Origin of the sequence: Idiomarina aquatica, from assembly GCF_004362895.1 — a bacterium.
Lineage (GTDB): Bacteria > Pseudomonadota > Gammaproteobacteria > Enterobacterales > Alteromonadaceae > Idiomarina.
In genome coordinates this window covers 164,912-178,946 of record NZ_SNXI01000001.1, presented here as the reverse complement: position 1 = coordinate 178,946, position 14,035 = coordinate 164,912, and the positions used below count along the sequence as shown (strand labels likewise).

General features: G+C 49.7%; 15 protein-coding genes and 1 tRNA gene. 6 read left to right on the top strand and 10 right to left on the bottom strand.

Translation table 11 applies throughout. The annotated features are described in order from the left end of the window. Positions 1 to 14: 14 nt before the first annotated feature. The 4 genes from uvrC to DEU29_RS00895 form a co-directional block, all read right to left on the bottom strand. A complete protein-coding gene (gene uvrC, locus DEU29_RS00910) occupies positions 15 to 1,838 on the bottom strand; it encodes an excinuclease ABC subunit UvrC (RefSeq protein ID WP_133538314.1) in 1,824 nt (607 codons plus the stop codon). Then, positions 1,822 to 2,484, bottom strand: a complete 663-nt coding sequence (locus tag DEU29_RS00905) for a LuxR C-terminal-related transcriptional regulator (RefSeq protein WP_133538313.1) — start codon at positions 2,482 to 2,484, stop codon at positions 1,822 to 1,824. Before DEU29_RS00905 ends, uvrC begins: the two co-directional genes overlap by 17 nt. Before the next feature lie 198 nt (positions 2,485 to 2,682). Continuing rightward, positions 2,683 to 3,477, bottom strand: a complete 795-nt coding sequence (locus DEU29_RS00900) for a thioesterase family protein (protein WP_133538312.1) — start codon at positions 3,475 to 3,477, stop codon at positions 2,683 to 2,685. Between the two features lie 234 nt (positions 3,478 to 3,711). Beyond that, positions 3,712 to 3,803 (bottom strand) — tRNA-Ser (locus DEU29_RS00895). A 297-nt stretch (positions 3,804 to 4,100) separates the two neighbouring features. Here DEU29_RS00895 and DEU29_RS00890 point away from each other — a divergent pair. The 5 genes from DEU29_RS00890 (at position 4,101) to DEU29_RS00870 (ending at position 6,107) form a co-directional block, all read left to right on the top strand. Then, positions 4,101 to 4,772 (top strand): Bax inhibitor-1/YccA family protein, encoded by a 672-nt coding sequence (locus tag DEU29_RS00890; RefSeq protein ID WP_133538311.1) that lies wholly within the window; start codon positions 4,101 to 4,103, stop codon positions 4,770 to 4,772. 79 nt (positions 4,773 to 4,851) lie between these two features. Beyond that, complete coding sequence (locus tag DEU29_RS00885; RefSeq protein WP_243734390.1) at positions 4,852 to 5,193, top strand: DsrE/DsrF/TusD sulfur relay family protein; 342 nt, start codon at positions 4,852 to 4,854, stop codon at positions 5,191 to 5,193. 12 nt (positions 5,194 to 5,205) lie between these two features. Further along, the gene (locus tag DEU29_RS00880; RefSeq protein ID WP_133538309.1) at positions 5,206 to 5,517 is read left to right on the top strand and encodes a DsrE family protein; all 312 of its coding nucleotides are present in this window, start codon (positions 5,206 to 5,208) and stop codon (positions 5,515 to 5,517) included. Beyond that, complete coding sequence (locus tag DEU29_RS00875) at positions 5,514 to 5,768, top strand: hypothetical protein (RefSeq protein WP_133538308.1); 255 nt, start codon at positions 5,514 to 5,516, stop codon at positions 5,766 to 5,768. Before DEU29_RS00880 ends, DEU29_RS00875 begins: the two co-directional genes overlap by 4 nt. A 9-nt stretch (positions 5,769 to 5,777) precedes the next feature. Beyond that, positions 5,778 to 6,107: a TusE/DsrC/DsvC family sulfur relay protein gene (locus tag DEU29_RS00870; protein ID WP_133538307.1), complete on the top strand. Its 330-nt coding sequence runs from the start codon at positions 5,778 to 5,780 to the stop codon at positions 6,105 to 6,107. 4 nt (positions 6,108 to 6,111) lie between these two features. Here DEU29_RS00870 and serS read toward each other — a convergent pair whose 3' ends face one another. The 6 genes from serS to lrp form a co-directional block, all read right to left on the bottom strand. After that, positions 6,112 to 7,404 carry a serine--tRNA ligase gene (serS, locus tag DEU29_RS00865; RefSeq protein WP_133538306.1) on the bottom strand — a complete coding sequence of 431 codons (1,293 nt, stop codon included), beginning with the start codon at positions 7,402 to 7,404 and terminating at the stop codon, positions 6,112 to 6,114. 7 nt (positions 7,405 to 7,411) lie between these two features. Next, a complete protein-coding gene (gene crcB / locus DEU29_RS00860) occupies positions 7,412 to 7,798 on the bottom strand; it encodes a fluoride efflux transporter CrcB (RefSeq protein WP_133538561.1) in 387 nt (128 codons plus the stop codon). Beyond that, on the bottom strand, positions 7,794 to 9,149 hold the full coding sequence (locus DEU29_RS00855) for a replication-associated recombination protein A (protein WP_133538305.1): 1,356 nt from the start codon (positions 9,147 to 9,149) through the stop codon (positions 7,794 to 7,796). The genes crcB and DEU29_RS00855 overlap by 5 nt, the downstream gene beginning before the upstream one ends. Further along, complete coding sequence (lolA, locus tag DEU29_RS00850; RefSeq protein ID WP_133538304.1) at positions 9,136 to 9,741, bottom strand: outer membrane lipoprotein chaperone LolA; 606 nt, start codon at positions 9,739 to 9,741, stop codon at positions 9,136 to 9,138. The genes DEU29_RS00855 and lolA overlap by 14 nt, the downstream gene beginning before the upstream one ends. 27 nt (positions 9,742 to 9,768) lie before the next feature. Then, entirely contained in the window at positions 9,769 to 12,189 is a 2,421-nt protein-coding gene (locus DEU29_RS00845) for a DNA translocase FtsK (RefSeq protein ID WP_133538303.1), read from the bottom strand. Positions 12,190 to 12,265: 76 nt separating this feature from the next. Continuing rightward, on the bottom strand, positions 12,266 to 12,757 hold the full coding sequence (gene lrp, locus DEU29_RS00840) for a leucine-responsive transcriptional regulator Lrp (RefSeq protein WP_133538302.1): 492 nt from the start codon (positions 12,755 to 12,757) through the stop codon (positions 12,266 to 12,268). 142 nt (positions 12,758 to 12,899) lie between these two features. Between lrp and ald the strand changes: the two genes are divergently transcribed. After that, a complete protein-coding gene (gene ald / locus DEU29_RS00835) occupies positions 12,900 to 14,027 on the top strand; it encodes an alanine dehydrogenase (RefSeq protein WP_133538301.1) in 1,128 nt (375 codons plus the stop codon). The last annotated feature ends 8 nt before the right edge of the window (positions 14,028 to 14,035 follow it).

Genomic DNA, 14,035 nt, shown 5'->3' with positions numbered 1-14,035 from the left:
CCTTTTAGGCTGTATCACTCATCTCTAAATGAATAATAGATCTTTTCTGCTAACGCCCGACTGATTCCCGGTACATTGGCGATTTGTTCAATACTAGCGTTTTTCACCTCGTGTAATCCACCCAGATTTTGCAAAATCTTTTGCCGACGCTTAGCGCCGATGCCTTCGATCTGCTCCAGGCTTGAAGTGCGCTTAACTTTACCACGCTTTTGGCGGTGGCCGGTAATGGCAAAACGATGTGACTCATCGCGTATATGCTGAATTAAGTGCAACGCACTTGCGTCCTTACTCAGCGGTATGGTCTCGTGGCTGCCGGCCATAATCAGCGTTTCTAAACCCGGCTTGCGCGACTCTCCTTTGGCCACACCGATTAGCATGGGGGCATCTTTACCCCAGTCCGCAAAATATTTTTCTGCCTGTGCCAGCTGCCCTTTCCCCCCGTCGATAAACAGGATGTCCGGAATATTCCCGGCGTCTTTGGCATTGTCGTAGCGCTTGGCCAACGCTTTAGACATGGCTGCATAATCGTCGCCTGGGGTAATACCGTCGATATTATAGCGCCGGTAATCGGATTTCTTGGGGCCATTCTGGTCGAATACCACACAGGATGCGACAGTCTGCTGACCCATGGTATGGCTGATATCGAAACACTCCATACGTTGAATCGGTATACCAAGCTCCAGCACCTGCTGCAATGCGTGAGTTCGGCGGTTCATGGTGCTTTGTTGGTTTAACTTGCTTTCCAGCGCATTTACGGCATTTTTGTGTGCTAGCTGTTGGTACTGTTTTCGTTCGCCGCGTACGTTTTGCAATAGACGTACTTTTTTATTCAGCGCTTGTCCCATGACCTCAGCCAGTACTTCGTCACGCTCAACTTCGGTCGGCAGGACGATTTCGGCCGGCGCTTTGCGACCCGCTGTATCAGATAGATAAAATTGCAGTAAAAACGCGCGCAGTACTTCTTCATCTGCGGTATCTGCCGGCACTTTCGGGAAGTAGCTGCGACTGCCCTGTAAGTGGTTATCACGAATAAACAGCATTTGAACCGTGACCATGCCGTTGCCCCGCGTCAGGCCGATAACATCGAGCTCTTGCTGAGAGCCAGTGACTGAGTTGCGTTCCTGGGTACGTCGCAACATCGCAATCTGATCTCGATAACGCGCTGCCCTTTCAAAATCCAGCGCCTCGCTCGCCTGCTCCATTTTGCTCACCAGCTCGTCAATTACCTGCTGATTTTTGCCCTGTAGAAAGCGTTTAGCAAAGCGTACTTGCTCGTCATATTCTTCATCGGTGCACACATTCACACAGGGCGCCAGGCAACGTTGCAACTGATATTGCAAACATGGCCTGCTGCGCGCTCTATAGTATGAGTCCTCACACTGACGCACCGGAAAAATCTTTTGCATCAGGCGCAGACTCTCGCGTACCGCTGCGCCATTGGGGAATGGTCCGAAATACTCACCTTTAGTGCGGCGCGCGCCGCGGTGAAAGCCCAGCCGCGGATGCTGATGATCGGTCATGATAATATAAGGGTACGACTTATCATCGCGTAACAGCACGTTATAACGCGGGCGATATTTTTTAATGAAGGTGTTTTCGAGGATTAGCGCTTCGGCTTCGGTGTTAGTTACCGTGACGTCCATATCGCAAATTTGCTTCACCAGAACTTGCGTTTTGACGCGATCAACTTTGTCACGGAAGTAACTAGAAACGCGCTTTTTTAGATCTTTGGCTTTGCCTACATAAATAACGTCACCTGCCTCATCATACATGCGATAAACGCCTGGCTGATGAGTCAGGTGACGAAGGAAGTTTTCAGCGTCAAATGCGTGCGTCATAATCCCTTTGTTGCTTGACCTCGACAAGGCCATTACTAATGGCAAGATGGGTCAATTGTACATCACCTTGCACGCCGAGTTTAGAGAAGATTCGGTAGCGGAAGGTATTAATGGTTTTACTGCTGATATTAAGGTGATCAGCAATCTCCGACACTTTAACGCCACGACTGATCATCTGCGCGACTTGTAATTCCCGTTCACTGAGCTTATCAACCATGGGCGTCGAGCGATCCAAGTGCGGATTTTTCGCCAGATAACAGGCAACCGGAGCAGCAACATAAACACCGCCATGTTTTATCGCTAATACGGCTTCTTTTAGTTCCTGGCCGGTGCTTGATTCCAGCAAATAGCCATCCACATGCGGAACGCTACACTGAAAATCCAATACATCCTGGTAAGTTTTGCCCCACACAATTAAACGAAGCTCCTTAAAACGGCGTACTAACCGCCGCCAAACCTCTACCGTCGAATCCTTACCGAGTTGACTGCACAGCACAACGATGGCGTCATCGTGTTTGTGACATGCAGTACGTAGTTGCATCATGGAGGTAACAGTTTCGATGCTATGGCTAAGGCCATCTTCAAGAATAGAGGCCATTCCGGCACTGGTGAATGGGTTAGATATTGCTAAAATAATATGATGCACAGTGGCTATCCTTTTACAGTAATTAAACAAAACGTCCGTGTAAATCGATGCCTGCGACCACAGTAATCATATTACGTCTTTCTACCCTGCGACATCAGCATTAAACTTTGTTAATAATCGCCATTATCGCAACCGTTTTATCGCTGTTTAGTTATGATGGGTTCATTTTTGCCTGGCGGCAGGTTCATATTGAACCCATCACGCGAACACAGTAAAGGACTGGCGACTAATTGCCAGTAATTCGCCTTGCTCAGACCATAACCCTGCCCGACTATGACCATAGCCATCAGCGGCGTGCTCGATAAATGCCTCGTACTGAAACCAGTCATGGGTATTGAATGGGCTCAAATCGCGGTCAGGAAACTCGATTGTCCAGGTAAGTGATGACGCCGGTGCGGGTTTATTGAGGTGAGGCAATACCGCCGGCGGCCAGGCATCAACTAAAGAAATAATAGCGGCGGTTGTTAGTTGCTGCTGTTCGTGCCTAAACCGTACCCAGCCACCAAAGGTTCTGCCCGGCTGTCCACTAAACGGCATACCACCGGAGGTTATGCGGTAGTCATAGTGCTTGGCGAATTCAGGCACAATCTCCGCATCGGGAAGTCCCGGCCCGTCGTTGACCGTTTTTAGATCCGGCGCCGTTTCGCCACTAACATTAACCATCGACGACCGTGCTTTACCCATACTGGCAAGTCCGGCGAGCATGACCTGATCATTCTGCAGCAGTTCCACCGCAACCTGCAGCACCGAAGACCCCTGCCGTAGTACCCGGTAACTCAGTGTTGCTGCCCCCGGAGCGGCGGGTGCCACAAACGAGATTGCAAAGCTGCGTAGGTGGTAATCCGCCGGAAGTTGCTGCAATAAAAACTGGGCAGCTAACGCCGCGCTAAAGCCACCAAAAAATGCACGACCTTGTGCCCAGCCTTCAGGCAACTCGATGGTCTGATTGTTTTTGTTGTCTTCGATTAACGCTAAAGTTTGATGAAGCTGCATGGACTTTCCCTATTAAACACCTGTTTGAATTAGGCATTAAGAATACCAATAATCACCATAATGACAAAGGATGTTGTCAGCAATATAGCACACACCACAGCGTTTCGGTCGGAGGGGACAGGCTTCACGGGTGGGATTGACTCGTGCTATCCGTGGGGTTCTCATCGAGCCGCCCTTTCCTCAAACGCAAAAAGAAAAGCCCTACTCGATGAGTAGGGCTTTTCTTTTTAAATTTGGCGGAGAGGGAGGGATTCGAACCCCCGGTAGGGATGAACCTACGCCTGATTTCAAGTCAGGTGCATTAAACCGAGCTCTGCCACCTCTCCAAATTTTGGTCTGTGGGGCTGTTGCCTCAAGACGAAGCGAATATTAAAGGGCTGAGATTCTCTTGTAAAGTAAAAATTGAAACAAAATTGCAGTTTTTGGTTCGTTTGGTGACTAATTAGTCAAACCGATCGATATTCCATCAATCTACGTATTGAACGCTACGAAAAGGCATTGATTTGGCTACCCAACGCCCCCATTTATACGGTAGTATCGAACACAGTAAATTCATGCACTGGTATAGAAACTTTTTAACGTATAAAAAGTCTTATAAATAGTCGTTAACCACGGAGACAACTATGAACGATCGCAGTCAGATGTATGTCGGTCAAGAAGCATCGACACTGGCCGTCAACAAGGTACTACGTAACACTTATTCGCTGTTGGCGATGACACTGGCATTCAGTGCCGTCACCGCAACCATCAGCACCATGATGAACTTGCCATACCCTGGCTTCTTCATCACCATAATTGCTTACTTTGGCCTGCTGTTTGGTATTCACAAAACCAAAGACAGCGGTATGGGCATTGTATTAACCTTCGCGCTGACCGGATTTTTAGGTTACACCTTAGGGCCATTGCTTAATATGGCGTTGTCCATGCCAGGTGGTGGCGAGATGGTTGCTACAGCGCTTGGTGGCACCGCATTAACGTTCTTTGCAACGTCAGCTTATGTGTTGACCACTAAAAAGGATATGTCGAAGTTAGGCGGCGTAATTACCGCCGGCATCATCATGGTATTTGTTGCTATGATTGCTAATTTCTTCTTCCAGTTACCTGCGCTGCAGCTTGCATTGTCAGCCTTGATGATTCCATTGATGGCAATGTTAATCATGTGGCAAACCAGTGACATCATTCACGGTGGCGAGCGCAACTACATCATGGCAACCGTCACATTGTATGTTTCGCTTTATAACTTGTTTGTAAACTTGCTAACATTGTTAATGGCGTTTGGTGGCGGCGACGAATAGAACCGCTGCACAGTAAATTGTAATCAAACGCCCCGCACTGCGGGGCGTTTTTGTTTGAGCCAGTTAGTAGGACATGCCGGTGCAACTTTGTTTAATCCTTCAAAAGAGTATTAGTGAGCATCTTTACAGCGAGCGTGCCCTGCGTTTTGCACAGCAGGCCGTTGCCGCAGGCCATCAGATTAACTGCGTGTTTTTTTACCGCTCTGCCGTTAACCATGCCAAAACTGAGTTGTCTGGCTCAGCACAAGCCCTGCAACAAAAATGGCAGAGTTGGTCTACGCAACAGCAAGTGCCATTGATCGTCTGTCATACTGTAGCTGAACGTATGGGTTTAAGTGATTTTGCCCCAGGCTACCAGGACGCTGGATTAACGGCGCTGGTGCAAGCGATGGCTAGCGCAGACCGAACCTTACAGTTTTAAGAGCAACAGACCATGACGCGAAGAACGGCCATTTTACAAACATCCGCTAACGCTAATACCGCAACCGAAGCACTGGATATGGCGCTGGCACTGGCTAGTATGGATCAGCCAGTACAGCTAGTTTTATCGGGCGATGCCGTTAAGGTTCTGCAGCAAAATCCATCTAAACGCTATGCCATGCTGGAGTTACTCGATGCTGAGCCGATTGGGCTGGTTAGCGATAACGACCTCAACATCGATCCTGGTCTAGATACGCAAATTATCGCAACCGCGAAGCTGCGTGAGCTACTTGATTCATTTGACGAGGTGTTGCAGTTCTCATGACATTACATTGGATTAGAGCCACTTCATTAAGCCAGTGGCTTGAGCAAAACCGTTCATTATTAGACGTTAACGCCGCCTTGTTGCTGAGCGATAAAGGGCTCGAGAATTTGCCTCGCAGTGCGCCCCTAAACAACACCTGTTATGCACTGAGTCAAGAAATAACGACAGCCCTGCCCGATTACGTCACGCTAATTGACGATCCGCAATGGCTCGAATTGGTGTTAAACTTTCCCCATCAAATCACCTGGTAGAATCATCACATGCTGGAATTTAACGGTCACCAATACCAAACCGATAAACACGAGTATTTAGCCAATATTGAGGATTGGAATGAAGACCTGGCCTTGCATATAGCACAATTGGAAAACATTGAGATGAGTGACGCGCATTGGGAAGTCGTCTACTTTGTGCAGAATTTTTACAAAGAATTTGATACCAGTCCGGCTATGCGCGTGCTGGTTAAAGCCATGAAAAAGCAGTTAGGCGAAGAAAAGGCAAACAGCCGCTATTTGTACAAGCTGTTCCCCAAAGGACCAGCCAAGCAGGCAACCCGGATAGCCGGGCTGCCCAAGCCGGCAAAATGTATTTAAGCCATTAAGGGGTTAACGTTTCGATCCCACCCATATAAGGTTTAAGCGCTTCGGGGATTACCACTGAGCCATCGGCTTGCTGGTAGTTCTCCAGCACCGCTACCAATGCTCGACCTACGGCCAGGCCTGAGCCATTCAGGGTGTGCAAAAGTTCGGGTTTCTTCTGCCCTTTGCGGCGAAAACGTGCCTGCATCCGGCGCGCCTGAAAATCCCACATGTTTGAACACGAACTGATTTCACGGTAGGTATTCTGTGCCGGCAACCATACTTCTAAGTCATAGGTTTTGGTTGCGCCAAAGCCCATATCGCCGGTACACAGCAGCATTTTACGGTATGGCAGCTCGAGTTTTTGTAGCACAGTTTCGGCGTGGTTAGTCAGTTGTTCTAACGCATCCATTGAGTCTTCGGGCTTAACCATCCACACCAGTTCAACTTTATCGAATTGATGCTGACGGATCAAACCACGGGTATCCCGACCGTGAGAACCCGCTTCACTGCGGAAGCAAGGCGTATGCGCGGCAAACTTAAACGGCAGCGCATCTTCGTCAACGATTTCATCGCGCACCATATTGGTCAGCGGCACCTCGGCAGTTGGGATCAGCGACATCGGGATTTGGTCTTGTGACTCACCTTCGATGTGAAACAAATCTTTGCCGAATTTAGGCAACTGCCCGGTACCGTAAAGTGAATCGTGGTTAACCATGTAAGGCACATAGGTTTCGGCGTAACCGTGTTGTTCGGTATGCAGATCCAACATGAATTGCGTCAACGCACGGTGCAGACGTGCCATGCCACCACGCATAACCACAAAGCGCGCACCAGTTAACTTAGCGGCGGTTTCAAAATCCAGCCCTTTGCCAAGTTTTTCCGCCACATCCACGTGATCAGCCGGTTCAAAATCAAACGAGCGTGGCTCACCCCAGCGGCTGACTTCTTCGTTCTGGGCTTCGTCCTCGCCTAAGGGCACACCCGCTGCAGGCAGATTCGGTACACCCATGATGATATCCTGCAACTGCAGTTGCACACTTTTCAGTTCTTCTTTGGCCGAATCTAACTGATCACCTAAATCACTCACTGCGTCTAATAGCGGCTGAATATCTTCACCGGCAGCCTTTGCTTTGCCAATGGCTTTGGAGCGACTATTACGCTCCGCCTGCAACTGCTCTGTGCGTATTTGAATTTCTTTACGCTGCTGCTCAAGCTGCTGCAGCGTCGCTACATCCAGTTTAAAACCGCGGCTTTTGAGTTGTTCTGCGGTTTGTTCCAATTCTTCGCGGAAATGTTTCGCGTCTAGCATGAGTGTCCTACTTAACAGAAAGATTCAACAAGTGATTCATTAAAACGATAGCCAGTGCGACGGCGGCAATACATAAAATCATATTGAGGCCGGCATGAAGCAGCCCTTTACCCAGCTCGCCCTGCTGTAATAATGCCACCACCTCCACCGAAAAGGTCGAAAAGGTGGTAAAGGCGCCTAACACACCAACGGCTAAAAACAGCCGCCAACCTTCGCTAATGGCGGTGTGTTGTGAGTATGCAAACAGCAAACCCAATAAAAACGAGCCCATTATGTTAACGGTCAGCGTGGCAAAAGGGAACCGCCCGGCGCTGTTAATCAACGCCAAACTTACGCCATAACGGGCCGATGCGCCTAACGCACCACCAGCGGCCACGAGTAACAGCGCATTAATTGTTGCCATCACTACGTCCCCTTGCCCACGGGCTACGCTCGTCAAGCGATTGTAAACGCAGTAGTTTCTCTTTAATTTTTATCTCCAGACCGCGTTCGTTCGGCTGGTAAAAGCGGGTACCTGCAAGCTCGTCCGGTAAATACTGCTCGCCCGCCACATACGCGTTCGGATAATCATGCGCATAGCGATAATCCTCGCCGTAGCCCTGTGCCTTGTGAACTTTAGTGGGCGCATTGCGCAAATGTTCAGGTACCGGTGCATCGCCATGTTCTTTTGCCGTTCGCAGTGCCTGCTTAAAGGCATTATAAACCGCGTTGCTCTTTGCGGCACAGGCACAATAGATGGTCGCCTGGGCAATGGCACGTTCACCTTCCGCAGGACCTACCCGATGGAAGGTGTCCCAGGCATTAAGCGCTAGCTGCATTGCCCGGGGATCCGCATTACCAATATCTTCTGATGCAATAGCCAACAGCCGCCGCGCGATAATTAATGGATCGCCGCCGCCGACTAATAACCGTGCATACCAGTACAATGCACCATCCGGTGACGACCCGCGTACCGATTTATGAAATGCCGATAAAATGTCGTAGTAGTGGTCGCCCTGGTGATCAAACGCGGTGGCTTTTTCACCGATGGCGTCGGTAACCAGTTCGACGCTGACCTGGTGTTGATCCATAGGTAAATAATCGGCGACCACTTCCAGGTAATTCAGTAATCGACGCGCATCACCACCGGCCAAATCAAGCAGCCGTGCACGCGCATCTGCCGCTAGTTGGATATCACGTTCGCCCAAACCCTTTTCAGTATCTGCCAGCGCCCGTTCCAACAGCTGTTCCAAATCGTTTTGGGTCAAACTCTGCAACCGGTAAACCCGAGCCCGCGACAGCAACGCATTATTTAATTCAAAGCCAGGGTTTTCGGTGGTTGCACCAATAAAAACGACGGTACCGTCTTCGATATGGGGTAAAAACGCATCTTGCTGGCTTTTATTAAAGCGGTGCACTTCGTCTACAAACAGCAGCGTGCGACGCCCTTGTTGCTGGGCGCGCTGCTTCGCTTCGTCGATAGCCTGACGAATGTCTTTTACCCCTGACGTAACCGCACTTAAACGGCTGACAGAAGCGTTTGCATGCCGCGCTATTAATTCAGCCAGGGTGGTCTTACCGGTACCGGGCGGGCCCCATAAGATCATCGAGTGCAAATGCCCTTGCTCAATTGCAGTACGCAGCGGTTTGCCTTGCGCTAACAGGTGTTGCTGACCTACGTACTCATCCAAAGAGCGGGCACGCAAACGCGCAGCCAACGGCTGAAAGTCGGGTTTAAAATCAAGATCCAAACTATCGCTGGTCATCCACGTCAACCCCATCGGGCACGTCAAAGGTAAATAATTGGCGTTCTAACGAAGGGTTAACAGCAACGTCGGTCAGCTCCAGGGTAATGGTATCACCGCCTTGTTGTTGCAATTCGATATCTGTCAGCATGTCATTTGTAAAGCCCAGGTTCAGTTCGCTCTCGGCTGTGTCGCTGACTATGTGATATTCGTTAGGTGCAGACTCAGTTACCTGATACCCCTGCCACTGCTCATCGCTACCTGTTAACAACAACAGCATCGGGCTATTGGCGGTTGCATCCTGTTGCTGATAAATAGTCACCTGCTCAACAAACGGATTGTAGTACCAAACCGTGTCGCCGGAAGCGATCATCAGGGTGTCATCGGGGGGATTAGTCTTCCAGCGCATTTTATTGGGCCGCTGGATAGTCAGCTCACCCGTCAGTTGTTGCAGCACATCGCCATTATCTGCAGTGACTTGCTGAGAAAAATTGGCTTGCAGGCTTTGCATGGATTCCAGTTTTTGCTGCAACTCTTGTTTAGCGTCGGCGGCAACCGCTGGTATCGCGTTTAATAGCGTGGCTGCAAACAGTGTAGAAACAACTTTGAGCATTGCTTTTCCTTATCAATGACAATCTTTTTAACGCACTGGCGGGGGTGCCAGTACATCGCGTTGACCGTTGTTGCCGGCTGTACTTACGACACCACTCATTTCCATTTGTTCGACAATACGCGCAGCGCGATTGTAACCAATTCTGAATTTACGCTGTACGCTGGATACAGAAACCCGCTGGGCCTCGGTGACAAAGGCAACCGCCTCGTCATACAAAGGGTCAGACTCAGCATCGTCGTCTTCACTCTGCTCGCCCGGCAATAGACCTTCTTCACCCTGATCACCAGATAAAATCTCATCCAGATAATTCGGACTACCCCGTTTTTTCCAGTCGGCAACCACAGCGTGAACTTCGTGGTCATCAACAAAAGCACCATGTACACGCACCGGCGAGCCGCTACCCGGCGGTAGATAGAGCATATCACCCTGCCCTAACAACTGGTCCGCTCCCGGTTGATCGAGGATAGTGCGTGAGTCCACTTTTGATGAAACCTGAAAGGCAATACGAGTAGGTATGTTGGCTTTTATCAAGCCGGTAATAACATCGACCGACGGCCGTTGTGTTGCCAAAATCAAGTGTATGCCCGCCGCACGAGCTTTTTGTGCGATACGCGCAATCAGTTCTTCAACCTTCTTACCGACGATCATCATCATGTCGGCAAATTCATCAATGACCACCACGATATTCGGCAGTTTTTCTAATTCCGGTGGTAATTCATCCATCGAATCGCCCGGCTTCCAAATCGGATCGCGCAATGGCTTGCCCGCCTCGCGCGCAGCGACAACCTTAGCGTTATAGCCTTTTAAGTTACGAACACCGAGCGCCGACATTAATTTATAGCGACGTTCCATTTCGCCCACACACCAACGCAACGCATTGGCAGCGTCTTTCATGTCGGTGACAACTTCGGTCAACAGATGCGGAATACCCTCGTAAACCGACAGCTCGAGCATCTTCGGATCAATCATGATTAGGCGAACGTCCTCGGGCGTGCTCTTATACAGCAAACTCAGGATCATGACGTTAACACCCACCGATTTACCGGAGCCGGTAGTACCAGCAACCAATAGGTGCGGCATTTTGCCCAGATCAACCACGACCGGAGACCCGGAAATACTTTTACCTAAAATCATCGTCAGTGGCGAATTGCTGCCCTGGAATGCATCACAGTTAATCACTTCGCTAAGCTGCACCACCTCGCGATGCTTGTTCGGTAATTCTAATCCGACGTAAGATTTACCCGGTATCACTTCAACCACGCGTACTGCCACCGCTGATAACGTGCGGGCGATGTCTTTAGCCAGGTTAGATATTTTTGAAACCTTAACTCCCGGCGCCAAATCCAGTTCAAAGCGCGTGATTACAGGGCCTGGTTGCACATGTGCAACAGTCACATCCACACCAAAGTCTTTCAGCACGGTTTCGACGGTTCGCGAAACCTGATCCAGCTCTTCTTGTGTAATCGGGTTCTCTTTTTTGTTAGGCCGGTCTAGTAATTCAATAGATGGCAACCGCGGCAGCGATGGATCTTGTTCATCTTCGTCTTCACTATTGTCTTGACCATTGTCGACCATTTTTGCGACCGCGACAGCCGTTGATTTTTTCTCGGCCGCCTGTTTAGAAAAGCGCGGCGGCTCAGGTTCTGGTTCGTCATCGGTGGCACTGATTGATGGTAAATCAAGCGTGGGTTCGGCCTTGTCATCTTCTGATTCGTTCTTACCAAACAGGCCTTCTAAATCAATTTCAGGCTCATCGGCGCGGCCGCGCTCGTCACTTTCGATAGCCAGCACGCTGTCATCCGGTTGTTGCGCCCCGTCTGTCTCTTGCGCGGAATTTTGCGCATGCTCTTTATCACCACGCTGGCTCCAGGTAGCCTGCACTTTTTCTACCAGCCACACCACGCCGGTGATTACCCACTCGCCCAGTTTATCGGCGATTTGTAACCAGCTAACCCCGGTGACCAGGGTTAACCCCGTAGCTAAAAAGGTTAATAACAGCAGGGTTGAGCCAACAAAATTTAAATAAGGAAGTAATGATGCCGCGATCACGTCACCAAAAACGCCCCCGGCCGAGAAATAATAAATGTCGTCGAAATTAATCGACGATAGCGCGGACGCACCTATCAAGGTCAGCAATGCCCCGACCAAACGCAGGCTGACGGCCAGGTAATCAAGCTCAAGCAGTTTGTGTGTTTGTCGAAACAGCAGGTAACCCAGCCCGGCAAAAGCAAAGGGAATCAGGTAAGCAACGAAGCCAAAGGTAAATAACAGGACATCGGCCGTCCAGGCGCCTACCGCACCACCAGCATTGTGAATTGAGCCTTCAAAGCCAGTTTGCGTCCAACTGGGATCCGCCGGGTTAAAGCTAACCAGCGACAAAAATATAAAAATCGCCAGCGCTCCGCTCAGCAATAATCCCGCTTCAAGTAAACGTTGTACACCTGTCATCGCGCGTATCGAGTATCCTGTTTATTATCGTTATATCCTGCTAACGCATTGATTGTAGCGAAACTGACGCTGAATGTTAGCCCTTTACTAATACTTTATTTTCTTGTTTGACCTCTTCCATCACCACATAGGTGCGAGATTCATCGACGCCGGGCATCATTAACAAGGTCTCGCCAAGCAGTTTACGATAAGCGCGCATATCCGGCACCCGCGCTTTTATTAAAAAATCAAAATCACCGGCAACTAAGTGGCACTCAAGAATTTCTTCAGTTTTTCGCGCGGCCTCACTAAATTCAGCAAAGGCATCAGCAGACGTTCGGGTTAATGTTATTTCGACGAACACCATCAGGTTTGCGCCCAGCTTGGCGGGGTTGATTTTAGCATGATAGCTCTCGATCACGCCTTCCCGCTCTAGCTTGCGAACCCGCTCCAGACATGCGGTTGCGCTTAATCCGACCCGCTTAGCGAGTGCCACATTCGAGATACGTCCATCATCCTGCAATAGTCGCAGAATCTTACGGTCGATCCTGTCAATAGTGATTTCTGCGGGTTCTTCGGCAATAAACATAGTTTTATTCTAAAACAGTGATTAATAAATGGATTTTACGCTAATTTTAAGCCTAAAAAAAGTACGTCACACACTGCATTTTGCGTCTATAATTTGCCGCAAATTTTGATGTTCTAACCACTAACAATTTAGAGGCTGTGAAATGCTAATTGGTGTACCAAAAGAAATTAAAAACCATGAGTATCGTATTGGCTTAACCCCGGCAGCGGTGCGCGAATACGTAGAAAATGGTCACGACGTTATTATCGAAAATAACGGTGGTGCGGCGATTGGTTTTACCAATGACCAATATATCGAAGCCGGTGCGACAATCATCGATACACCGGAAGAAATTTTTGCACGCGCTGACATGATCGTTAAGGTAAAAGAGCCACAGCCAAACGAGTGTAAGATGCTGCGCGAAGGCCAAATCCTTTATACCTTCCTGCATTTAGCACCGGATCCGACGCAAACTGAATTGTTAGGTAAATCAGGTTGTACGGCTATTGCTTATGAAACCGTTACCGACAACCGCAATGGTTTGCCGCTGTTAGCACCAATGAGCGAAGTCGCCGGTCGTATGTCGATTCAGGCGGGTGCACATTACTTGGAAAAAGCCCATGGCGGCAGCGGTACCCTGCTGGGCGGCGTACCGGGTGTTGCCCCCGGAAAAGTACTGATTATCGGCGGCGGCGTGGTTGGCACCAATGCAGCGAAAATGGCTATCGGCCTTGGCGCAGAAGTCACTATTTTAGATCGTTCATTGCCGCGTTTACGTGAATTAGACGATATCTTTGCCGGTCGGGTACAAACCGTTTACTCAACCGTTGATGCTATCGATAAATACTCCCGCGAAGCTGACTTGGTTGTTGGCGCAGTACTGATCCCAGGCGCTGCAGCACCAAAACTGCTGACCCGCGAGAACATCAAAAACATGAAGCCAGGTTCAGTGCTGGTAGACGTTGCCATCGACCAGGGCGGTTGTTTCGAAACCTCGAAAGCGACCACGCACCAAGACCCGGTGTACGTTATCGACGATGTAGTGCACTACTGCGTCGCTAACATGCCAGGCGGCGTTGCGCGTACCTCCACCATCGCGCTGAACAACGCTACCCTGCCTTATGGTATAGCACTGGCAAACAAAGGCCCTAAAGCGATGCTGGAAAACGAGCACCTGCTAAAAGGCCTGAACATGCACAAAGGCAAGATCACCTACAAAGCGGTACATGATGACTTAGGCGAGAAACTAGGCCTGGATTATCAAGACCCGCGTGAGGCATTGCAGGGGTAAGACGCCCA